The sequence below is a fragment of the Micromonospora sp. U56 genome, from assembly GCF_018070095.1.
Taxonomy (GTDB): domain Bacteria; phylum Actinomycetota; class Actinomycetes; order Mycobacteriales; family Micromonosporaceae; genus Micromonospora; species Micromonospora purpureochromogenes.
The window spans coordinates 1-19,881 of record NZ_JAGPYL010000116.1; the positions used below are offsets into that span (position 1 = coordinate 1).

The following is a 19,881-nucleotide window of genomic DNA, read 5'->3' on the forward strand; positions in this document are numbered from 1 at the left end:
CGGGGGTGCGGGTCCCAGACCACCGGGGCGCGCGCGTCGGCGAGCGCGGCCCGCAGCGGCGGCTGCCGGACCAGGCCCCGGCCGTAGTCGCGGACCCGGATGGCGCCGGCCGAGGCGAGCACCTCCAGCGCCGCCTCGGGCGGCTCGCCGGGGGGCCGTGGCGCACCGCCACGGTCCAGCCGCAGCAGGGTCTGCCCGCCCGCCCGGAGCCGGATCTTCTCCGGCGTCGCCCCGGGCAGCCGCAGCGGGTACAGGCGTACTCCGGCGGTGGTGAGCAGTTCGGCGATGCGGGCTCCGGCGGCGTCGTCGGCGAGCGCGGTCACCAGCGCCACCTCGGTGCCCTGGGCGGCGGCGAGCAGCACGGCGAGCCCGGCGCCGCCGGGCCGGTCGGTGCTGGCCCCCTCGTCGAGCACCGGCACCGGCGCGTCCGGGCAGACCCGGTTGACCGCGCCCTCGACGTCCCGGACGAGCAGGGCGTCGCCGACGACCACCAGCGGCCGGCTCACGACGGGCACCCGCGGCGGCTCGACCCGTGCCCGTTCGGCCCGTGTCCGTTGGCGCCGTGTCCGTTGGCACCGTGTCCGTTGGCACCGTGTCCGTTGGCACCGTGTCCGTTGGTGGAGTGGCCGTTGCGGGCGTGCCGGTTGATCCCGGGGCCGCTGCCGGCGGCGGCGAGGGCGGGTGCGTCAGCGCCCGGGAGCCGGCCGGCGAACTCGGCGGTCCGCTGCCGCGGGGCCGCCGTGCGCGGGAGCTGGCGGACCAGCGGCAGCGCCTCGTCGACGTACTCGCAGAGCAGGTGCAGCGAGACCAGGTGCAGCTCCTGCACGACCTGACTGTCCGGCGAGGGCACCGCGAGCACGTCGTCGCAGACCTCGGCCAGCGGGTTCGGCGCGGGACCGGTGAACGCCCAGCAGCGCACCCCGACCTCCCGGGCCGCCTCCACCGCCCGCAGCAGGTTGGTGCTGGTGCCGCTGGTCGACATCAGCAGCAGGATGTCGTTCTCCCGGCCGTGGGCGCGCACCTGGCGGGCGAAGATCTCGTCGTAGCCGTAGTCGTTGCCGATCGCGGTCAGCGACGACGTCTCGGCGTGCAGCGCGATCGCCGAGTAGGGCTCCCGGTCGTCGCGCAGCTTGCCGACCAGTTCGGCGGTGAGGTGCTGGGCCTCGGCCGCGCTGCCGCCGTTGCCGGCCGCCAGCAGCCGGCCGCCGGTGGCCAGCGTCCAGGCCAGCTGGGTGCCCCAGCCGGCCAGCCGCTCGGCGGTACGCCGGTACGGCAGCAGCGCGGCGGCCAGCCCGGCCAGGTGCCCGTCGAGGGCGGACATCGCGTCGTTCATCAGGCCACCGCCGGGGCGACCCGGCCGACCGTGCTGACCGTGGCGTAGACCGCGCTCAGCTGCTCGGCGCAGCGCTTCCAGGAGTACCGGCTGCGGATCCGGTCCAGCGCCGCCGTGGCGTACGCGAACCGGCGCACGCGGTCGGCGAGCAGCCGGCGGATCGCGGTGCCCAGCGCGCGCGGGTCGCGCGGCGGCACCAGGTCACCGGTCAGCCCGTCGACCACGGTGTCGGCGATGCCGCCCACGTTCGTGCCGATCACCGGCACGCCGCAGGCCATTCCCTCCAGCGGGGTGAGCCCGAACGGCTCGTACCAGGGGGCGGCGACCAGCACGTCGGCGGAGCGGTACCAGGCGCCCATCTCCTCGCGCGGGACCGCGCCGACCAGCTTGACCCGGTCGGCGACCCCGCAGGACTCGGCGAGCGCGCCCAGCCGGCGGGCGAAGCTGTCGGCGGGCAGCAGCTCGGCCGACGGGCCACCGACCACCACGCACTCGGCCTCCGGCACCGCCGGCAGCGCCCGGATGACGTCCTGGAAGCCCTTGCGCTCGACCAGCCGCCCGACGGTGAGGATGCGCGGGCGGGTCGGGTGGCGGGGCGCGACCGGCCCCTCGGGACGGAACATCTCCTCGTTGACCCCGGACGGGACCAGCGCCATCCTCGACCGCGGCACGCCGAGCCGGACCAGCTCGCCGATCTCGTCCTGGCACTGGACGATCACCCGGTCGGCCGCCCGGCCCAGCGCCCGTTCATAGCCGATCCGGCCCGGTGGACTGGTGTCCCGGGCCCCCTGGTGGCGGCGCTTCACCGAGCCCAGCGCGTGGTACGTCAGCACCACCGGCGTGTTGGTGCGCCGGCCGGCGTGCAGGGTGGCCAGGCCGCTCATCCAGAAGTGGGCGTGCGCCACGTCCGGCCGCCAGCCCTGGTCGCCCCACTGTGCGGCCATCCACCGCCCGAACTCGCCCATGTACGGCAGCAGCTCGTCCTTGGGCACCCGCTGCGTCGGCCCGGCGGGCACGTGGCGCACCTGGTAGCCGGCGGCGGCGTCGACCACGTCGGGCAGGTCGACCGCGTCCCGGCGGGTGTAGACGCGCACGTCGTGCCCCTCGCCGACCAGGGCCGCCGCCAGTTCGGCGACGTGCGTGTTCTGTCCGCCCGCGTCCTCCTCGCCGAGGACGGCGAGTGGGCTGGCGTGCTCCGAGATCATCGCGATGCGCATGTTTCCTCCTCAAGGATCCGGTCCCAGTCGGCGAGGAACCGGTCGAGCCCGAAGCGTTCCTTCGTCACCTCCCGCGCCCGCGCACCCAACCGGTACGCGGCGTCGCGGTCCGCCATCAGCCAGCGGGCCGCCTCGACGAGCGTGTCGGCCCGGGTGGAGAGCACTCCCGCGTCGGGTGGCACCGCGTCGACGGCCTCGGTGGTGGCCAGCGCGACGACGGGCATGCCGATCGTCATGGCCTCGATCAGGCTCAGCCCCAGCGACGTCCACCGGCACAGGTGCAGGTACGCCCGCCGCCGGGCCACCTCCGTGTGCATGACGTCCTGCGGCAGGTCGTCGTGGCTGGCCAGGCGTTGCCCGGGCAGCCCGAGCCGGTCGGCCAGCCCGGTCACCCCCATGCCGAAGACGTCCAGCGGGGCGACCTCGGCGAAGCGGGGCATCAGGTCGGTGCCGGTGACCCGCCAGCGCCGGACGGGTTCGTTCGTCACCACGGCGAGCCGGTCCAGCTCGCCGGTCCACTCCACCCTCGGCGGCACGATGCCGTGCTCGACGACGGCGGTGCGGGTGCTGCCGTTGTCCCAGAACAGCTCGTTGAAGTGGGTGACGTGGGTGAGCAGCAGGTCGTCCCGGTCGGCCATCGGGTGGCGGGTGGTGGGCACGTCGCCCTTGGGGGTGTTGTGCTCGACGTAGATCGCCGGCAGGTCCCGCCCCGGCCGCCGGCCCAGCCAGCGCTCGGCCAGCTCCAGCTCCTCGGGGCGTTGCAGCACGACCACGTCCACGTCGGCGTCGGCCAGTTCCTCGGGGGTCATCTCGACCGCGCTGGCCGGCCACGGGTAGGTCCGGGCCCGGCCCAGCCCGTACGGGCCGCGGTCGGGGGTGACCGGCACCAGGTAGCGGTGCGTGCCGTGCACGAAGGACGTGGTCCAGGAGCCGTGCACGTGCCAGAGCAGGACGTTCATGACCCTCCTTCAGCGTCGGATTCCGGTGGTGAGCAGGCGGACCGCGGCGACCACCTCGGCCGGGTCGACCCCCGCGGTGAGGCAGGGGTGGCCGGGTACCGGGCAGCGGGTGGCCCGGCTGGCCCGGCAGGGCGCGGCGGCGTCGCCGAGTCGGACCAGCGGCACCCGGTAGGGCGCCCACTGGCCGAAGGAGACGGTGGGGGCGAAGAGGCTGACGACGGGTACGCCGACGGCGGCGGCGAGATGGGCGGGGCCGGTGTTGCCGACCACCACGCAGCTCGCTCCGGCGAGGACTCCGGCCAGCTCCGCCAGCCCGGTACGCCCGCCGAGGTCGGTGCCACCGGCGGCGGCGACCCGGGAGGTCAGCACGGTCTCGACCGGCCCCCCGGTGACCACTACCCGATAGCCGCTCGCGGTAAGCCTGCGCACGATCTCCACCCACCGCTCCGGCGGGCAGGCCCGGGACGGCACTGACGCTCCGGGGTGCACCACCACGTACGGGCCGGCGGGGGGTGCGGCGGGAGGCGCCTCGACCCGCAACGTCGGCTCGTCGCCGACGGGCAGGCCGAAGCCGGCGGCGGCGACGAGGGAGAGGGCCCGCTCCGGCTCCGGCACACCGACCGGCACCTTGTGCCGCACGTCCAGCAGGGAGCCGGGGTAGTCGTCGCTGATCGCGCTGATCCGGCCCACGCCGGCCAACCGCAGCAGCAGCGCGAGGGGGAGGGCCGACTGGTGGAAGGAGGTGAAGACGACCGCCTCGTTGGCGCCGACGGCGGTGAGCCGGGCGGTCAGCGCGCGGATGTCGTCGGGGTCGACGGGGGCGGGGTCGCCGTCGATCCAGGGCAGCGGCCATTCGACGATCTCGTCCAGGCCGGGGAGCAGGTCGGCGGCGGCCCGGCCCCGGGGACCGCAGAGCAGCACCACCCGCCGCGCCCCGGCGGCGACGGCCCGGATCGCTGGGCCGGTGACCAGCACGTCGCCGGCGGAGTCGCTGCGTACCACCAGGACGGTGCCGGCGCGGCGCGGCGCGGTGGGCCGGACGGCGGCCTGCCGGCGCAGGATCTCGTCGACCGCCGCCGGCAGGTCACGGGCGACGTGCGGGGCGGCGGCGACCTCCTCGGGCTGGGTGACCGGGGTGGGCACCAGGACGCCGGTGGCGCCGGCGGCGAGCGCGGCGGTCATGTCCCGCCCGATGTCGCCGACCATGACGCAGCGTCCGGGGATGGTGCCGAGCGCGGCGGCGGCCGCGTGGACCATCCCCGGCGCGGGCTTGCGGCAGCCGCAGCCGTCGCCGTCGTCGTGCGGGCAGATCTGCCAGTCGTCGAACGGGCCGAGCAGCTCCTCGATCCGGGCGTGCACCGCCCGCATCTGGTCGGTGCTGAAGAGCCCCTTCGCCAGGCCGGACTGGTTGGTGACGACGCCCAGGCGCAGGCCGGCGGCGCGCAGCCGGTCCAGTGCCTCGCGCGCGCCGGGCAGCGGGCGCACCTTCTCCGGGTCGCCGTTGTACGGCACGTCCTCGACCAGCGTGCCGTCCCGGTCGAGCAGCACCGCGTCGAAGAGGCCGTGCGTGATCGCCGCGCCCCCGCTCATGGCAGACCAGTTGCCCGGGGCAGGAGGAGTAAACATCAACTCTGCGCTCCGGCGGGGTCACCGTCCGCACCGGAGGGTCGGTGTCGCCACCAGCCGCGTACCCAGTGGGCGACGGCGACCGGCGGGATGAGCGCGCTGGTCAGCAGCATGGTGGACACCTCGTCGCGGGTGCGCGGCCCGGGCGCGATCCGCACCGCGGCGAACTCGGCGGTGCCCGCCACCCAGCCCAGCGCGCCGGCGGCGGCGACCGCGCCGAGCACCCGGCGCGGCGCGCCGTCGCGGGGCAGCGCGGTCCGCAGCGCGGCGGCGGTCACCGCCAGCGCCCCGGCGGCGGTGACCGCGACGTGTCGGGGCCGCCGGCCGGGCGGCAGGTGCAGCGCGGCGCGCCAGTCCGGGCCGTAGAGCCGGCGCAGCAGCGCGTCGTCGGCGTTGCCGCGCTGCACCCGCAGGCTCACCCAGCGGTCCTCCGGCCGCACCGGGTGGGTGACGACGCGTCGGCCCCGGACCAGCTCCCACCCGGCGCGCCGGATCCGGTGGGCCAGCTCGGCGTCCTCCCGGTAGGCGCGGGGGAAGCGTTCGTCGAAACCGTCGACCGCTGCCAGCGCGGCCCGCCGGTACGCCATGTCCGCCGTGATCCACTCGCCCTCGGCCAGGCCGGCGGTGCTCCGCTCCCAGTCGGTGGGGCGCCGGTCGCCCGGCAGCGGCACCGCCACCCTCCCCTGCACCCCGCCGACCCGGTCGCCGACCGCCAGGTCGGCGAGCAGCCGCCGGGCCCAGTCCGGTGCCGGCACCACGTCGTCGTCGAGGAAGACCACCCAGGGCCGGCGGGCCGCCCGCCAGCCGACGTTGCGCGCCGCCGCCGGGCCCGTGCCGCTACCGGTCACCACCTTGGCGTACGCGGACAGCACCCCCGGCACCGCCAGCTCGCCCGCGGCGTCGCGCCGGTCGTCGACCAGCAGGATCTCCCCGTCTGGCAGCTCGGCGAGCTGCGGGGCGAGGGCGTCGAGCAACGTGCCGAGGCTGGGCCGGCCGAGGGTCGGCACCACGATGCTGATCACCGGTCACCGCCGAGCGCGCCGCGGCACCGCGAACGGGCCGAGGGCCAGCAGCTCCACCGGGGCGGCACCGAACAGCTCCATCGCCTCGCGCGGGGTGTCCACCATGGGCCGGCCGGCGGTGTTCAGCGACGTGTTCACCACCACCGGCAGCCCGGTGAGCCGGTCGAACTCGGCCAGCAGTTCCGCGACGAGGGGCTCGGTGTCGGTGTGCACGGTCTGCACCCGGGCGGTGCCGTCGACGTGGGTGACCGCCGGGATGCGGTCGCTCCATTCCGGCTTCACCCGGTGCACGAAGAGCATGTACCGGCTGGGGAACACCCCGTCGAAGATGTCGGCGAAGCGTTCGGCGCGGACCATCGGCGCGATCGGGCGGAACTGCTCCCGCCCCTTGACGTCGTTCATCCGGGCCGTGGTCGCCGGGTCGCCGGGGTGGGCCAGCAGCGAGCGGTGTCCGAGGGCGCGCGGGCCGTACTCGCTGCGCCCCTGGTACCAGGCGACGATGCCGTTGTCGGCGAGCACCCGGGCCGCCTCGGCGGCGATCGAGTCCGGCCGGAGGTACGGCAGCGCCGCCCGGCGCAGCTCCGCCTCCAGCTCCTCGTCCGACCAGCCACGGCCGAGGTCCGCCCCGCTCATCGGCGTCGCCCGGTCGCCGAGGGTGCCGGCGACGTGCAGGGCGGCGCCCAGCGCGGTGCCGGAGTCGCCGGCCGCCGGCTGCACCCAGACGTCCCGGTACGGCCCCTCGGCCGCCAGCCGGGCGTTCGCGACGCAGTTCAGCGCCACCCCGCCGGCCATCGCCAGGGTCGAGGCGCCGCCCGAGGCGTCGCACAGCCAGCGGGCCAGGTCGAGGACGACCTCCTCCAGCCGGGCCTGCACGCTGGCGGCCAGGTCGGCGTGGTCCTCGGTCAGCTCGGCGCCCGGCTCGGCGGCCTTGGCCAGGCTCGCCCAGTCGATCCGGTCGACGTGGAAGCCGCCGGCGTCGGTGACCCGGACCAGCTCGCGCAGCAGCCCGAGGTGCTTCGGCCGGCCGTACGAGGCCAGCGCCATCACCTTGTACTCGTCGCTGGAGTGCAGGAAGCCCAGGTGGCGGGTGAGGTCCTCGTAGAGCAGGCCGAGCGAGTGCGGCAGCTCCTGCGAGTACAGCGGGCTCAGGGCGCCGTCGCGGTAGACGCCGGCCAGGTGGCTGGCCACCTCACCGCGGCCGTCGAGCACCAGGACGGCGGTGTCGTCGCCGGCCGGCGGGGCGGCCAGCCCGGCCGAGGCGGCGTGCGCCACGTGGTGCGGGACGAAGCGCACCTTCTCCGGGTCGAGGCCGGGCAGGGCGGCGGCGAGGAACTGCGGGGCCTGCCGGGCGTAGTCGACGCGCAGCCAGTCCCACGGGTCGGCCAGGCCGAGGTCGGCGGCGTCGCGGCACAGGCCGGGATCGAAGGAGTAGGCCACCGCGTCGAGGCTGTCGACGTCGACGCCGGCGCTGGACAGGCACCAGGCGGCGGAGAGTTCGGGCAGTTCCCAGGCGGAGAACGGGACCGGTCGCTTGCCGTGCTTGCGGCGGCTGAACCGTTCCTCTTCGGCGGCGGCCACCACCTGTCCGTCGACCACCAGGGCGGCGGCCGGATCATGGAAGATCGCATTGATACCGAGGACGCGCATGCCAAGGTCGGTACCCTCGACTTCTCCTCCTAACCTGTAGATCATCGACTTCTCCCGCCGGCCACGAATCTCCAGGTTGGAGATTCGTGGCCGCCGCGAGTCCCACCGGAGGAGTCAGACGCCGCCGCGCAGCATCCCCGGCCCGAACACCTCGTACGCGATCCGCTCCACCGGTACGCCCCGGCGCAGCAGCCCGCCCCGGACCTCGTTCATGAACGGCAGCGGCCCGCAGAGGTGCACGTGCGCGTCGGGGGAGAGCGGGATCAGCTCGGGGTCGACCCGGCCGCTGGCCACCTCGGCGGTCAGCGCCGCCGGGTCGTCGCCGTCTGTGGTCCGCTCGTACCAGAGCTTGAGCCGCAGGTTGGGCAGCCGGGCGTGCAGCCGGGGCAGTTCGTCGCGGTGGGCGTGCGCGGCCCCGTCCCGGTCGGCGTGCACCAGCACCACCGGCCGCTCGGGCGCGGTGGCGGCCAGGTGCTCCAGCGCGGACATCGCCGGGGTCAGCCCGATGCCGGCGCTGACCAGCAGCAGCGGCCCGTCGCCGGCCACCGCGCTGACCTCGCCGAAGGGCGGGCTGAGCCGGAGCGTGTCGCCGGGCGCGGTCCGCTCGTGCAGGACGGTGGAGACCAGGCCGTCCGGCGCGCCGCCGACGCCGCGTACCCGCTTGACCGTGATCCGCCAGTGGTCGGCGCCGGGACGGCCGGAGAGGCTGTACTGCCGGATCTGCTGGCCGAGCCCGCCGTCCAGGTCGACGGCGACCGAGACGTACTGCCCGGGGACGAAGCCGGGGACCGGGCCGCCGTCGGCCGGCACGAGGGTCAGCGAGATGACGTCGGTGGCCTCCGGCACCACCCCGGTGACCCGCCAGTCGCGCCAGACCGCGCCGCCCCCGGCCACGCCGGCCGTCGTGTAGAGGCGGGCCTCCCGGGCGATGAGTTCGCAGGCCATCAGCCAGTACACCTCGTCCCAGGCCGCGGCGACCTCCGGCGTGACGGCCGCGCCCAGCACCTCGCCGATGGCGCCCATCAGGTGCCGGCCGACGATGGTGTACTGATCGGGAGTGATGCCCAGCGAGGCGTGCTTGTGCGCGATCCGGTCCAGGATCGCGTCCCACACCGGCCCACCGGCGCCGGTGAGGTGTTCGGCGTACGCGACGACGGAGGCGGCCAGCGCGGCCTTCTGCTGGCCGGTCGCCTGATTGCCCCGGTTGAACAGGTTGAGCAGCTCCGGGTGGGCGGCGAACATCCGCGGGTAGAACCGGCCGGTGATCTCCTCCCCGTGTGCCCGTACGACGGGCAGGGTCGCGATCACCACGGCCTTGGATGATTCCGAGAGCACGGTGCTCCTCCTTCTGCGTTGCCTACGCGAGCACTTAAACAGGAATCTGAGATGCCTCTTCAGGGCCGAAAGTCCCGGGTCCGGTGTTGCCGGCGTCACGGTCTCCCGGCCCCTGTCCGGGCCGGGACGCGCTGGCTAGGGTCGGTACGTGAAGCTCAACCGGTCCACCGACATGGCGTTGCGGATCGCCATGCTGACCGCGCCGGCGTCGACCCGGACCACCGTCGACGAACTGGCCGAGCGGCTGGACCTGCCCCGCAGCCACGTCGCCAAGGTGGTGCAGCGGCTGCAACGGCTCGGTGTGCTGGTCACCATCCGGGGGCGCTCCGGCGGCGTGGCCTTCGCCGAGGGCGCGGAGGAGCTGACCGTCGGTCAGGTCGTACGGGCCTTCGAGGGCGAGGGTGAGGTCGTCGCCTGCGAGGAGTCCGGCTGCGCGCTGCGGTCCGACTGCCGGCTCCGCGTCCAACTGCGCCGCGCCCAGGCCGCCTTCCTCGCCGTCCTCGACGACGTCCGCCTCGGCGACCTCGCCGGCAGCCCCGCCGCTCCCGTCCTGCTCACGCTCACCGCACGCCCGGGTACCCCGTGAGCGGTTCCGCTGGTCACCGCCACGCGCCTCCCCGCTGCCGGCCCGTGGCTGCCGGGTTTGCCCAGGCTGCCCGGGTGGGGCGGGCGTGGGGCGGCGGTGCGGTGGCGGACGGGCGGTAGCCTGCGGGACGAGCGGCCCACGTCGATGCGGAGCGCCGATGTCAAACTCCCGGGTGTCCCACCCGTTGTTCGCCCGGTTGTTCGCCCGGGCGAGCGTGGCCCTGGACCGGGCCGGCGCGGCCGAGCACCGGCATCGACTGGTCGCCGGCCTGCGCGGGCGGGCGGTCGAGGTGGGCGCCGGCAACGGCCGGATGTTCGCGCACTACCCGCCCGAGGTGGACGCCGTGCTCGCGGTGGAGCCCGAGCCCTGGCTGCGCGCCGCCGCCCGCGGCGCCGCCGAGCACGCGCCGGTGCCGGTGACGGTCACCGACGGGCTGGCCGAGGCGCTGCCGGTCGCCGACGCCAGCGTCGACGCCGTGGTGATGTCGCTGGTGCTCTGCTCGGTCCCCGACCAGGCCGTCGCGCTGCGGGAGGCGTACCGGGTGCTGCGTCCCGGCGGGTCGCTGCGCTTCTACGAGCACGTCGCCGCGGGCACCCGCGGGCTGCGCCGGGCGCAGCGGGTGGTCGACGCGACCTGCTGGCCACTGCTCTGCGGCGGCTGCCACACCGGACGGGACACGGTGTCGGCGATCGTCGCGGCGGGCTTCAGCGTGGTCCGGCTGGACCGGTTCCGCTTCCCGCCCGGTCGGTTGCCGGCACCGGCGTCACCGCACGTGCTCGGCGCCGCGATCCGGCCCTGAGGCGTCGTCGGGCGGGCGCGCGTCGGGGGCCGCCCGGGCGGGCCGCCCCCGACGGGGCACTCAACCGACGGTGACCGTGCCGTCGGGCGCGCGCACGCACGAGACCGCCCGGGCGGCGGTCGCGGCGGCGCCGGTCAGGCACCGGCCGAGCACCTGGTGCCCGGCGGCGTTCGGGTGCCAGGACTCCTGGCAGGTCTGGAAGTACGTCCCGCAGGCGTTGGCGATCCGCTGGATGTCCAGCTTGTCGTAGCCGGAGAGACTGGTGACGAAGACGCCGGACGGGCCGTCCTGGAGGCGGATCGGGGTGGCCAGCGTGCCGGTGGGGCTGCCCGCCTGCTCGCAGAGCCGAGCGCCGTCGAAGGCGCGCTGCACGTTGAGGTAGACCAGGTCGGCGGCGGGGAACTCGGCGGCCAGGGTGGTGCGTACCGCGTTGACCAGCGTGCCGAGCCCCTGCGAGAAGCGGTGGCCGGGGGCCAGGCTGCCCCGGTGGATCGGGCAGCCGGCGGCGTACCGCTCGGCGCCGAGCGCGCGGAACTTGTCCCGGGTGTCGTCCCGGTCGTCCTCGCTCCAGTAGACCTGGGCCAGCTCCGGCGGCAGCGGGTTGGTGTAGTCCTGGAACACGATCCGGTGCTGGCCGTCGGCGTCGATCTGGTCGAGGGTGGTGAGGATCTGGCGGACGGCCGTGGTGGTCTCGGCGGTCGCGGCGGCGAACTGGGCGGCGGCGGCCAGGTCGGCGTCGTCGCACGGCTTCTGCTCGACCGGCCCGCCCAGGTAGGCCCAGAACTCCCACCAGCCGGTCCACGCGTCGGCGATGAACCGGTTGGCGCACTTCTCGGCGACGCTGCCGAAGGTGAACGAGCTGTTGTTCGAGCCGAGGCCGACCAGCACCAGGTCGATGTCGTGGGTCTGCCCGACCGCGCGGAGCTGGTCGAGCTGCGCGGCGACCTGCCGGCCCTTGGCCCGGGTGGCGGACGCGGCGGCGATGTCGTACGGCTGGCCGCCGGAGCAGGCGAGGTTGAACCGGGCCTGGACGCCCGGCAGGTCCGCCCGGTGCAGCGAGGCGTTGGGTGAGCGGTGGCAGAAGTAGGCGTTGCTGTTCGGCGCCGACCAGCCCGGGAAGGGCTGCGCCACGCCGGTGAGGTCGACCACCGGGGAGTACGCACCGGCGCCCTCGCCGCTGATGAAGCTGTCGCCCAGCGCCACGGCGGCGGTGGGCAGCGCCGCGGCGGCGGGAGCGGGCAGGCCGACGGCGGCCGAGAGCGCGGCCGTGGCGACGGTGAGCACTGCGGCGAGAGCGGTACGACGGAACCTGACCATCGCGTCCCCCATCTGTCCATCGAAATGTGAAAGATCCTCCGGTGGTCGCGATCAGATCACTTCGGCGTGATGGGCGTCAATGGGTGGTAACCCGTTCGTTCAACGTTCGACCCCCGGGTGTGGCACGCGTGGCACCGGCCGGCCCGGCCGGGGGAACACCCCGGCGGGGGCCGGCGTTGCTGCCGGGTGACCGACACCCGGCGCCCCGGTTGCGATGGCTCCAGCGGGGCTGCGCGGTTGTGTCGGGGCGTGCGGCTAGGCTCGCTGCGGCGCGCCGCGCGTGGAGATCGATTCAGGGTGGATCAAGACGGTGAGCGGCACCACACCGCCGAGACCTGGGAGTACGACCAGTTGACCGCACAGCCTGAGACCCGCTACGGGGCCGACGACCTCACCCACCTCGAGGGCCTGGACGCCGTCCGCAAGCGTCCCGGCATGTACATCGGCTCCACCGACAGCCGTGGCGTGGGTCACCTCGTCAACGAGATCCTCGACAACTCCACCGACGAGGGTGTCGCGGGTCACGCCAGGAAGGTCGAGGTGATGCTGCACGCCGACGGTTCGGTGCAGGTCGACGACGACGGCCGCGGCATCCCCACCGACGTGCACGCAAAGTCCGGCATCTCCGGGGTCGAGCTGGTGCTCACCCGGCTGCATGCCGGTGGCAAGTTCGGCGGCTCCGGCTACAAGACCTCCGGCGGCCTGCACGGCGTCGGCGCCTCGGCGGTCAACGCGCTCTCCCGCCGCTTCGACGTCACCGTCCGGCGCGGCGGCAAGGTGCACGCCATGTCGTTCCGGCACGGCGTGCCCGGGATCTTCGACGGCGACGGCCCGGACGCTCCGTTCACCGCCGGTCCCGGCCTCCAGATCGTCGGGGCGATGAAGCGCGGCCAGCGCACCGGCACCTCGATCCGCTACTGGCACGACGCCCGCTACTTCGAGACCGGCGCCACGCTCGACGCCGACGCCGTCCGGATGAAGCTGCGCAACACCGCCTTCCTGGTGCCCGGGGTCGACTACCGGCTGCGCGACGAGACCGGTGAGCAGCCCGCCGAGGAGCGCTTCCACTTCCCCAACGGCCTCACCGACATGGTCGAGTTCCTGGCCCCGGCCGGCGACCGGCCGGTCTCCGGCACGCTGCTGGTCACCGGCGAGGGCACCTACCGGGAAAACGCCGCCGACGCCAACGGCGTGATGCAGTCCAACGTGCAGCGCCGCGCCGAGGTCGAGGTGGCCTTCCGCTGGGGCACCGGCTACGAGCGCACCGTGGAGTGCTTCACCAACACCATCCGCAACGCCCACGGCGGCACCCACCGCAAGGGCTTCGAGCGGGCGCTGGCGCGCACCCTCGCCGACGCCGTACGCAACACCCGCGGCCTGCTCAAGGCCAAGGAGGAGCCGCCCACCCTGGACGACGTCCTGGAGGGGATGACGGCCGTGGTGCACGTGCGCATCCCGGAGCCGCAGTTCACCTCGCAGACCAAGGACGAGCTCTCTACCGCCGGCATCACCAAGGTGATGCAGTCCCTGATCGAGCAGCACCTCAAGGCCTGGCTGGAGGACCGGCGCACCAAGGCCGAGGCCCGGACGGTGCTCCAGAAGATCGTCGACGCGGCGCGGGTCCGGCTCACCCAGAAGCAGCAGAAGGACGCGGCCCGGCGCAAGACCGCCCTGGAAGGCGCGTCGATGCCGGCCAAGCTGGTCGACTGCCGCGCGGCCGGCATCGATAGAAGTGAATTATTCATCGTGGAAGGCGACAGCGCCCTCGGAACAGGGCGACTTGCCCGATCTGCCGAATATCAGGCGCTGCTGCCGATCCGCGGCAAGATCCTCAACGTGCAGAAGGCGAACCTCCAGCAGGTGCTGGACAACGCCGAGTGCGCCGCGATCGTGCAGGTGCTCGGCGCCGGCTCGGGGCGCACCTTCGACCTGTCGGCCCTGCGGTACGGCCGGGTCCTGATCATGGCGGACGCCGACGTGGACGGCGCGCACATCCGTACCCTGCTCATCACGCTCTTCGCCCGCTACATGCGGCCGCTGATCGAGGCCGGTCGGCTCTTCGCCGCGATGCCGCCCCTGCACAAGATCACCACCAGGGGGCGCAACCCGCAGACCATCTACACCTACACCCAGGCCGAGATGGAGGCGACGGTTCGCAAGCTGGAGAAGGCCGGCAAGCAGATCGTGACCCCGATCCCGCGCTTCAAGGGTCTCGGCGAGATGGACGCCGACGAGCTGTGGGAGACCACGATGAACCCGGCCACCCGGGCGGTCCGCCGGATCACCCTCGACGACGTCGACGCCGCCGAGCGGATCCTCGAACTGCTGATGGGGGAGAAGGTCGAGCCGCGTCGCAACTGGCTGATCGACTCCTCCGGCCGGGTCGACCGGGAAGCGATCGACGCATGAGCACCGGGTCCGTTCGAGGGGAAAGCTGACGATGGCACGCCGCAAGGAAGACCGCGCCAAGGTGGACCTGTCCGCCTTCGACCAGGCCGGCGCGCGGGTCTTCGACAACCCGCTGGTCACCGAGGTCTCCGACTCCTACCTGGAGTACGCCTTCTCGGTCATCCACTCCCGCGCCCTGCCCGACGCGCGCGACGGCCTCAAGCCGGTGCACCGGCGCATCCTCTATGCGATGAACGAGGCGGGTTTCCGCCCCGACCGGTCGCACGTGAAGTCCGCACGAGTAGTCGGCGACGTGATGGGCCGCTACCACCCGCACGGCGACACCGCGATCTACGACGCGATGGTGCGGATGGCCCAGGACTTCTCGCTCAACGCGCCGCTCATCGATGGGCATGGAAACTTTGGAAGCCCGGACGATGGACCGGCCGCGTCGAGATATACAGAAGCGCGAATGTCTCGCGAGGCGATGCTGCTCGTCGGCGAGCTGGGCGAGGACACCGTCGACGTCGAGCCCAACTACGACGGCTCGCTGACCCAGCCCACCGTGCTGCCGGCCGCCTTCCCCAACCTGCTGGTCAACGGCGCCTCCGGGATCGCGGTCGGGATGGCGACCAACATGATCCCGCACAACCTCGGCGAGGTGGTCTCCGCCGCCCGCTGGCTGATCAACCACCCGGACGCCGACCTCGACAAGCTGATGGAGTTCGTTCCCGGCCCGGACCTGCCGACCGGCGGTCTGCTGCTCGGCCTGGACGAGGTGCGTCGGGCGTACGAGAGCGGACGCGGTGTGGTGCGGATGCGCGGCAAGGTGGCGATCGGCCCCCTCGAGGGCAGCCGCGGCCGGCAGGCGATCACCGTCGTCGAGCTGCCGTACGGCGTCGGCGCGGAGAAGGTCATCGCGGCGATCACCAACGAGGTCACCAAGACCAAGCGGCTGACCGGCATCGCCGACGTCAAGGACCTCACCGACCGGGAGAGCGGCACCCGCCTGGTCATCGAGTGCAAGGTCGGGGTCAACCCGCAGGCGCTGCTGGCCGACCTCTACCGGCTGACCCCGCTGGAGCAGTCGTTCGGCGTCAACAACCTGGTGCTGGTCGACGGCCAGCCGCGCACCCTCGGGCTGAAGGCGCTGCTGGAGGTCTTCCTGGCCCACCGCTACGAGGTCGTCACCCGGCGCAGCGCGTACCGCAGGCGCAAGCGCGAGGAGCGGCTGCACCTGGTCGACGGTCTGCTGATCGCCCTGCTCGACATCGACAAGGTGGTCAAGCTGATCCGGGCCAGCGACGACGCTCAGGCGGCCAAGGACGGCCTGATGCAGAAGTTCAAGCTCTCCGAGATCCAGGCCACCTACATCCTGGACACTCCGCTGCGCCGGTTGACCAAGTACGACCGGATCGAGCTGGAGGCCGAGCAGGAGAAGCTGCGCGGGGAGATCGCCGAGCTGTCCAAGATCCTCGACGACGACAAGGTGCTGAAGAAGGTCGTCTCCGACGAGCTGTCGGCGGTGGTGAAGCAGTTCGGCGCGCCGCGGCGTACCACCCTGGTCGACGGCGACCTCAAGGAGGTGCTGGCGGCGTCGGTGCCGGCCGGCCCGCTGGAGGTGGCCGACGACCCCTGCCAGGTGATCCTCTCCGCGACCGGGCTGGTGGCCCGCACCGCGGCCGAGTCGGAGGAGGCCGCCGAGGGGCGCCGGCGCAACGGCCGGGTCAAGCACGACACGGTACGCGCCGTCGTGCACACCACGGCCCGGGGCCGGGTGCTCCTGGTGACCAGCGCCGGCCGGGCGTTCAAGATCGACGTACTGCCGCTGCCGGTGTTGCCGGAGCAGGCCGGCACGGTCTCGCTGCGCGGCGGCATGTCGGCCGCCGAGCTGGTGCCGCTGGAGGCGGGCGAGACGGTGGTTGGCCTGGCCCCGCTCGGGGCGGCCGCGCAGGGCTCGCCGGGCCTGGCCCTCGGCACCCGGCAGGGCGTGGTCAAGGTCTGTGCGCCGGAGTGGCCGGTCCGCTCGGACGAGTTCGAGGTGATCGGCCTGCGCGAGGGGGACGAGGTGGTCGGGGCGACCTGGCTCACCGACGGCCAGGAGGCGCTGACCTTCATCACCTCGGAGGCGTCGCTGCTGCGTTTCGCTGCCACGCTGGTCCGCCCGCAGGGGCTCAAGGGCGGCGGCATGGCCGGCGTCAACGTGCCCGACGGGGCGCGGGTGGTCTGGTTCGGGGCGGTCCGCACCGACGACCCCGGGCACGGGGAGCCGATGGTGGTCACCTCCACCGGTGCGACGGTCAAAGTGACGCCGTTCGGGGCGTACCCGGCGAAGGGGAGGGCGACCGCCGGCGTGCGCGCGCAGCGGTTCCTCAAGGGCGAGACGGACCTGGTGGTCGCCTGGGTCGGCGCCCGGCCGGTCGGCGCGACCGCCACCGGCGACCCGGTGGAGCTGCCTCCCGCCGACCCGCGCCGCGACGGCAGTGGCTTCGCCGTCATGCTCGGCCCCACGGTCCTCGGCCACCTCATCGAACGCTGACCCGCACGCGCAAGGGGCCCGCAGGCTGACGCCTCCGGGCCCCTTCCGCATCCCCCGCGCCCCCACGTACCCGTGTCCCCGCGTTGATCATGAAGTTGTTGCCCTGCCCCCGGCGTGTCGCGGCAATAACTTCATGATCACCGAGGCGAGAGGGGGAGGGGAGGGGGTCGGAGTTCGGGTTCGGGGCGGCGTGGGGGGTGGCTTTCACGGGCGGTGATCAAGAGGTTTGCGTCAGGGCGGCGCGGATTTCAGACGCAAACTTCTTGATCAACAGCGGGAGGCCGGCGCGAGGCCGGTGGTGGGGGCCCGAGAGGGGTGGGTCAGGCGACGCCGGTGGGGCGGAACTGGACGCTCACGCGGGGGCCGACCGGGCGGGCGGTCTTGGGGATGGCGTGTTCCCAGGTGCGCTGGCAGGAGCCGCCCATCACCACCAGGTCGCCGTGCCCGAGCGGGAAGCGCAGGCTGGCGCCGCCGCCGCGCGGGCGCAGCAGCAGCGGCCGGGGCGAGCCGAACGAGACGATGGCGACCATGGTGTCGGTGTGCGCCGACCGGCCCTGGGTGTCGCCGTGCCAGGCGACGCTGTCCCGGCCGTCGCGGTAGAGGCACATGCCGGCGGTGACGAAGGGCTCGCCCAGCTCGGCGGCGTAGTGCCGGGTCAGCGCCTCGCGGGCCTCGGTCAGCACCGGGTGCGGCAGCGGGCGGCCGCCCGCGTACCAGCAGAGCAGGCGGGGGACGTCGACCTCGGCGTCGTACATGGTGCGGCGCTCGGCGCGCCAGGGCACCTCGGCCAGCAGGGTGTCGAGCACCGCGTCGGAGCCGCGCACCCAGCCGGGGAGGTGGTCGACCCAGGCGCCCCGGGTGAGCACGTGCCGGCGCAGCGCGCCCGGCAGCGGCCCGAGCGACGGACCGGCGTCGGCGAGGTCGAGCATCGACGGCTGGTAGGCGGCCTGCGTCATGCCGCCACCCTATCAGCGGTTTAGTACAGGCGTACGATCGCCGCGCTGGACCAGGTCGAGCAGCGCGTCGGCGACCCGGGCCCGGCCGCGCCCGTCGACGGTGGCCCAGGCCCGGGCGGCGAGCGCGGCCCGCCGCCGGGGGGAGCCGAGCAGGCCGGTCAGGGTCCGCCCGGCCGCCGCCCGGGCCGCCCGCCCGGCCACCCCGGCCCCGGCCAGCTCCGGCAGCTCGCCCAGGCCGGCGGCCAGCCCGTGGTCCACCACCCGGCGGTACGACTCGCGTTGGTTGCCCACCACGCAGACCAGCGCCGACGGCGCGCCCAGGCAGCACAGTTCCCAGGTGGACGTGCCGGCGGCGCTGACCACCAGGTCCGCCGCCCCGATCAGGGCGGGCAGCTCGTCGGTGGGCGGGACCGGACGCAGCGACTGGCCCCGGCCGGGGGTCAGCGCCGCCAGCTCCGCCTCGACGTCGGGACGGCCGACCACCACGGTCAGTTCCATCGGGTGCCCGGTGGCGAGCAGCACCCGGGTCAGCAGCGGGGCGGCGCCGAGCGCGTCGGTCCCGCCGAAGAAGGCGAGCACCCGGGGCCGGTCCACCGGCGCGGCCTGGCTCGGGGCGGCCGGCCGGGCGCCGATCACCGAGTCGCGCAGCAGCGCGTACCGGGTGCCGGCCAGCAGCCGCCCGGCGGGCGCGTCGGTCCGGGCGCCGAAGTTCTGGTCCAGGTAGAGGTCGGCGTCCTGCCCCCGGGTGTCGCCGTCGACCACCGCCAGGGTGACCACGCCCGCCGCGCGCAGCGCCCCGGCGCCGGCCGGGTCCAGCTCGTACGAGTCGAGCACCATCGCGTCCAGCCGGTGCCGGTGGGCCGCCTCGACCAGCCCGGCCGGGGTGTCCGGGCCCGGGTGCGCCGGGATGCCCCGGGCCGCCAGCTGCGCCTGCGCCCAGCCGACCCGCTCGACGGTGCCGAACAGCTCCACCCGGGCCCCCCGGGCCAGGAACTCCTCGCCGAGGGCCAGGCAGCGGACCAGGTGCCCGACGCCGCGCCGGGGTCCGGCGTCGCAGCGCAGCCCGATCCGTGGCGGGTTCAGGACTCCTCCAGGAGCTTCTGGCGTACGTCGGCGTTGAGGGCGCGCAGGGCGGGCTGGCCGTCCAGCCAGTCGGCGAGCTTGGCCAGCGGCACGCTGACGTCGCCGAAGTGGTCGGTGACCGCGCGCACCAGCGCCCAGTCCTGCTCGGTGTCGAGGGTGAGCCGCAGCGCCGACCGGTCCGGGGTGAGGGTCACCCCGAGCACCCGGAACAGCTCCGGGTGGGTGTACGCGTACGAGGTGACGTGCACCCGGTGGTGGTCGGTGGCGAGCCGGTCCAGGGTGCGCAGCGCGTCCGCCCGGATGATCTCGACGTCCAGCCCGCGGGGCAGCGTACGGGCGATCGAGGTGCTGGCGTAGTCGAGCCCGGGCACCGCCCGGTACACCGACGCCACCAGTGTGATGATCTCCGGGTCGAGCAGCGGGCAGTCGGCGGTGAACCGCATGACCGCGTCACCGGGGTAAGTGTCCAGGGCGCCGACGAAGCGACCCAGCACGTCGTCGACCGGGCCCCGGTGGCACGGCACGCCCAGCCGGTCGCACTCGGCCGCGACCGCGTCGTCGACGGCGTCGGTGCTGGTCGCCACGACCAGGTCGGCGAGCACGCCGCTGTCCCGGGCGGCCCGGACCACCCGGCCGAGCACGCTGCGCCCGGCCAGCGGGCGCAGCACCTTGCCGGGCAGCCGGGACGAGCCCATCCGGGCCTGCACGATCCCCACGATCCGCGCCTCACCCGACCGCCCGGCCAGGGCCGGTGCGCTGGTCGGGGAGGCGGCGCCGCCCGCGCCCGAAGGCTCGGCGCTCACTGCTGCTCCTCCCGCGGCCCGCGCTGGTTCAGCGCCTCCCGGGCGCGGCGCTTGGCCGCGCGGGCGCCCCGCTTCGCCAGCCGAGCCGGCGTGATCGCCAGCCGGCCCACCCGGTAGCTCAGCGAACCGCTGAGCAGGTTGATCGTGGCGTCGGCCCGGCGCAACGCCCGCTCCCGCGAGGTCAGCAGCTCCTCGGTCCACTTCAGCAGCGCGCCCAGCCGGGTCAGCTCCTCCCGCTGGCGCAGCCAGGCCTGGTGGAGCTGCTGGTAGC

16 protein-coding genes and 1 pseudogene are annotated in these 19,881 nt (G+C 74.6%); 4 read left to right on the forward strand and 13 right to left on the reverse strand.

Translation table 11 applies throughout. From position 1 onward, the window contains the following. The 8 genes from KBX37_RS27605 to KBX37_RS27640 form a co-directional block, all read right to left on the reverse strand. Window positions 1–506 (reverse strand): PfkB family carbohydrate kinase (locus tag KBX37_RS27605; protein WP_307849227.1); only part of this gene is annotated, 506 nt, incomplete at its 3' end. Then, window positions 503–1,333: an SIS domain-containing protein gene (locus KBX37_RS27610; protein ID WP_210778810.1), complete on the reverse strand. Its 831-nt coding sequence runs from the start codon at window positions 1,331–1,333 to the stop codon at window positions 503–505. The genes KBX37_RS27610 and KBX37_RS27605, both read right to left, overlap by 4 nt. Further along, window positions 1,333–2,550, reverse strand: coding sequence for a glycosyltransferase (locus KBX37_RS27615; RefSeq protein ID WP_210778811.1), 1,218 nt, complete (start codon window positions 2,548–2,550; stop codon window positions 1,333–1,335). The genes KBX37_RS27610 and KBX37_RS27615 overlap by 1 nt, the downstream gene beginning before the upstream one ends. Further along, on the reverse strand, window positions 2,535–3,509 hold the full coding sequence (locus KBX37_RS27620) for a glycosyltransferase (protein ID WP_210778812.1): 975 nt from the start codon (window positions 3,507–3,509) through the stop codon (window positions 2,535–2,537). The genes KBX37_RS27615 and KBX37_RS27620 overlap by 16 nt, the downstream gene beginning before the upstream one ends. Window positions 3,510–3,518: 9 nt before the next feature. Continuing rightward, window positions 3,519–5,099 (reverse strand): HAD-IIIA family hydrolase, encoded by a 1,581-nt coding sequence (locus KBX37_RS27625; RefSeq protein ID WP_247659100.1) that lies wholly within the window; start codon window positions 5,097–5,099, stop codon window positions 3,519–3,521. Window positions 5,100–5,134: 35 nt separating this feature from the next. Beyond that, window positions 5,135–6,157 carry a glycosyltransferase family 2 protein gene (locus KBX37_RS27630; RefSeq protein ID WP_210778814.1) on the reverse strand — a complete coding sequence of 341 codons (1,023 nt, stop codon included), beginning with the start codon at window positions 6,155–6,157 and terminating at the stop codon, window positions 5,135–5,137. Window positions 6,158–6,160: 3 nt separating this feature from the next. Beyond that, window positions 6,161–7,804 carry a carbamoyltransferase C-terminal domain-containing protein gene (locus tag KBX37_RS27635; protein WP_210778815.1) on the reverse strand — a complete coding sequence of 548 codons (1,644 nt, stop codon included), beginning with the start codon at window positions 7,802–7,804 and terminating at the stop codon, window positions 6,161–6,163. A 114-nt stretch (window positions 7,805–7,918) separates the two neighbouring features. Beyond that, entirely contained in the window at window positions 7,919–9,139 is a 1,221-nt protein-coding gene (locus KBX37_RS27640) for a globin domain-containing protein (RefSeq protein ID WP_307849228.1), read from the reverse strand. 148 nt (window positions 9,140–9,287) lie between these two features. On the opposite strand from KBX37_RS27640, the gene KBX37_RS27645 reads away from it, so the two are divergent. Together KBX37_RS27645 and KBX37_RS27650 are read left to right on the forward strand one after the other, a co-directional pair. Continuing rightward, complete coding sequence (locus KBX37_RS27645) at window positions 9,288–9,725, forward strand: Rrf2 family transcriptional regulator (protein WP_210778816.1); 438 nt, start codon at window positions 9,288–9,290, stop codon at window positions 9,723–9,725. Window positions 9,726–9,882: 157 nt separating this feature from the next. After that, a complete protein-coding gene (locus KBX37_RS27650; protein ID WP_210778817.1) occupies window positions 9,883–10,524 on the forward strand; it encodes a class I SAM-dependent methyltransferase in 642 nt (213 codons plus the stop codon). Between the two features lie 60 nt (window positions 10,525–10,584). On the opposite strand, the gene KBX37_RS27655 is transcribed toward KBX37_RS27650, so the two are convergent. Then, window positions 10,585–11,841, reverse strand: a complete 1,257-nt coding sequence (locus KBX37_RS27655; RefSeq protein ID WP_210778822.1) for a hypothetical protein — start codon at window positions 11,839–11,841, stop codon at window positions 10,585–10,587. A 351-nt stretch (window positions 11,842–12,192) separates the two neighbouring features. On the opposite strand from KBX37_RS27655, the gene KBX37_RS27660 reads away from it, so the two are divergent. Together KBX37_RS27660 and KBX37_RS27665 are read left to right on the forward strand one after the other, a co-directional pair. Continuing rightward, entirely contained in the window at window positions 12,193–14,250 is a 2,058-nt protein-coding gene (locus KBX37_RS27660; protein WP_247659105.1) for a DNA topoisomerase IV subunit B, read from the forward strand. 31 nt (window positions 14,251–14,281) lie between these two features. Then, a complete protein-coding gene (locus tag KBX37_RS27665; RefSeq protein WP_210778819.1) occupies window positions 14,282–16,768 on the forward strand; it encodes a DNA topoisomerase (ATP-hydrolyzing) subunit A in 2,487 nt (828 codons plus the stop codon). Between the two features lie 320 nt (window positions 16,769–17,088). On the opposite strand, the gene KBX37_RS27670 is transcribed toward KBX37_RS27665, so the two are convergent. The 4 genes and pseudogenes from KBX37_RS27670 to KBX37_RS27685 all read right to left on the reverse strand — a co-directional run. After that, entirely contained in the window at window positions 17,089–17,724 is a 636-nt protein-coding gene (locus tag KBX37_RS27670; protein ID WP_210778820.1) for an alpha-ketoglutarate-dependent dioxygenase AlkB, read from the reverse strand. A gap of 12 nt (window positions 17,725–17,736) precedes the next feature. Next, window positions 17,737–18,807 (reverse strand): PseG/SpsG family protein, encoded by a 1,071-nt coding sequence (locus KBX37_RS27675; protein ID WP_210778823.1) that lies wholly within the window; start codon window positions 18,805–18,807, stop codon window positions 17,737–17,739. Continuing rightward, entirely contained in the window at window positions 18,804–19,553 is a 750-nt protein-coding gene (locus KBX37_RS27680; RefSeq protein WP_305798128.1) for a glycosyltransferase family protein, read from the reverse strand. Before KBX37_RS27680 ends, KBX37_RS27675 begins: the two co-directional genes overlap by 4 nt. 53 nt (window positions 19,554–19,606) lie before the next feature. Continuing rightward, window positions 19,607–19,881, reverse strand: a pseudogene (locus KBX37_RS27685) (class I SAM-dependent methyltransferase); the annotation flags it as partial.

Coding starts and splice junctions, on each gene's coding strand:
- KBX37_RS27610 (WP_210778810.1), bottom strand. CDS start 1,333: ATGAACGACGCGATGTCCGCCCTCGACGGGCACCTGGCCGGGCTGGCC.
- KBX37_RS27615 (WP_210778811.1), bottom strand. CDS start 2,550: ATGCGCATCGCGATGATCTCGGAGCACGCCAGCCCACTCGCCGTCCTC.
- KBX37_RS27620 (WP_210778812.1), bottom strand. CDS start 3,509: ATGAACGTCCTGCTCTGGCACGTGCACGGCTCCTGGACCACGTCCTTC.
- KBX37_RS27625 (WP_247659100.1), bottom strand. CDS start 5,099: ATGAGCGGGGGCGCGGCGATCACGCACGGCCTCTTCGACGCGGTGCTG.
- KBX37_RS27635 (WP_210778815.1), bottom strand. CDS start 7,804: ATGCGCGTCCTCGGTATCAATGCGATCTTCCATGATCCGGCCGCCGCC.
- KBX37_RS27650 (WP_210778817.1), top strand. CDS start 9,883: ATGTCAAACTCCCGGGTGTCCCACCCGTTGTTCGCCCGGTTGTTCGCC.
- KBX37_RS27655 (WP_210778822.1), bottom strand. CDS start 11,841: ATGGTCAGGTTCCGTCGTACCGCTCTCGCCGCAGTGCTCACCGTCGCC.
- KBX37_RS27665 (WP_210778819.1), top strand. CDS start 14,282: ATGGCACGCCGCAAGGAAGACCGCGCCAAGGTGGACCTGTCCGCCTTC.
- KBX37_RS27670 (WP_210778820.1), bottom strand. CDS start 17,724: ATGACGCAGGCCGCCTACCAGCCGTCGATGCTCGACCTCGCCGACGCC.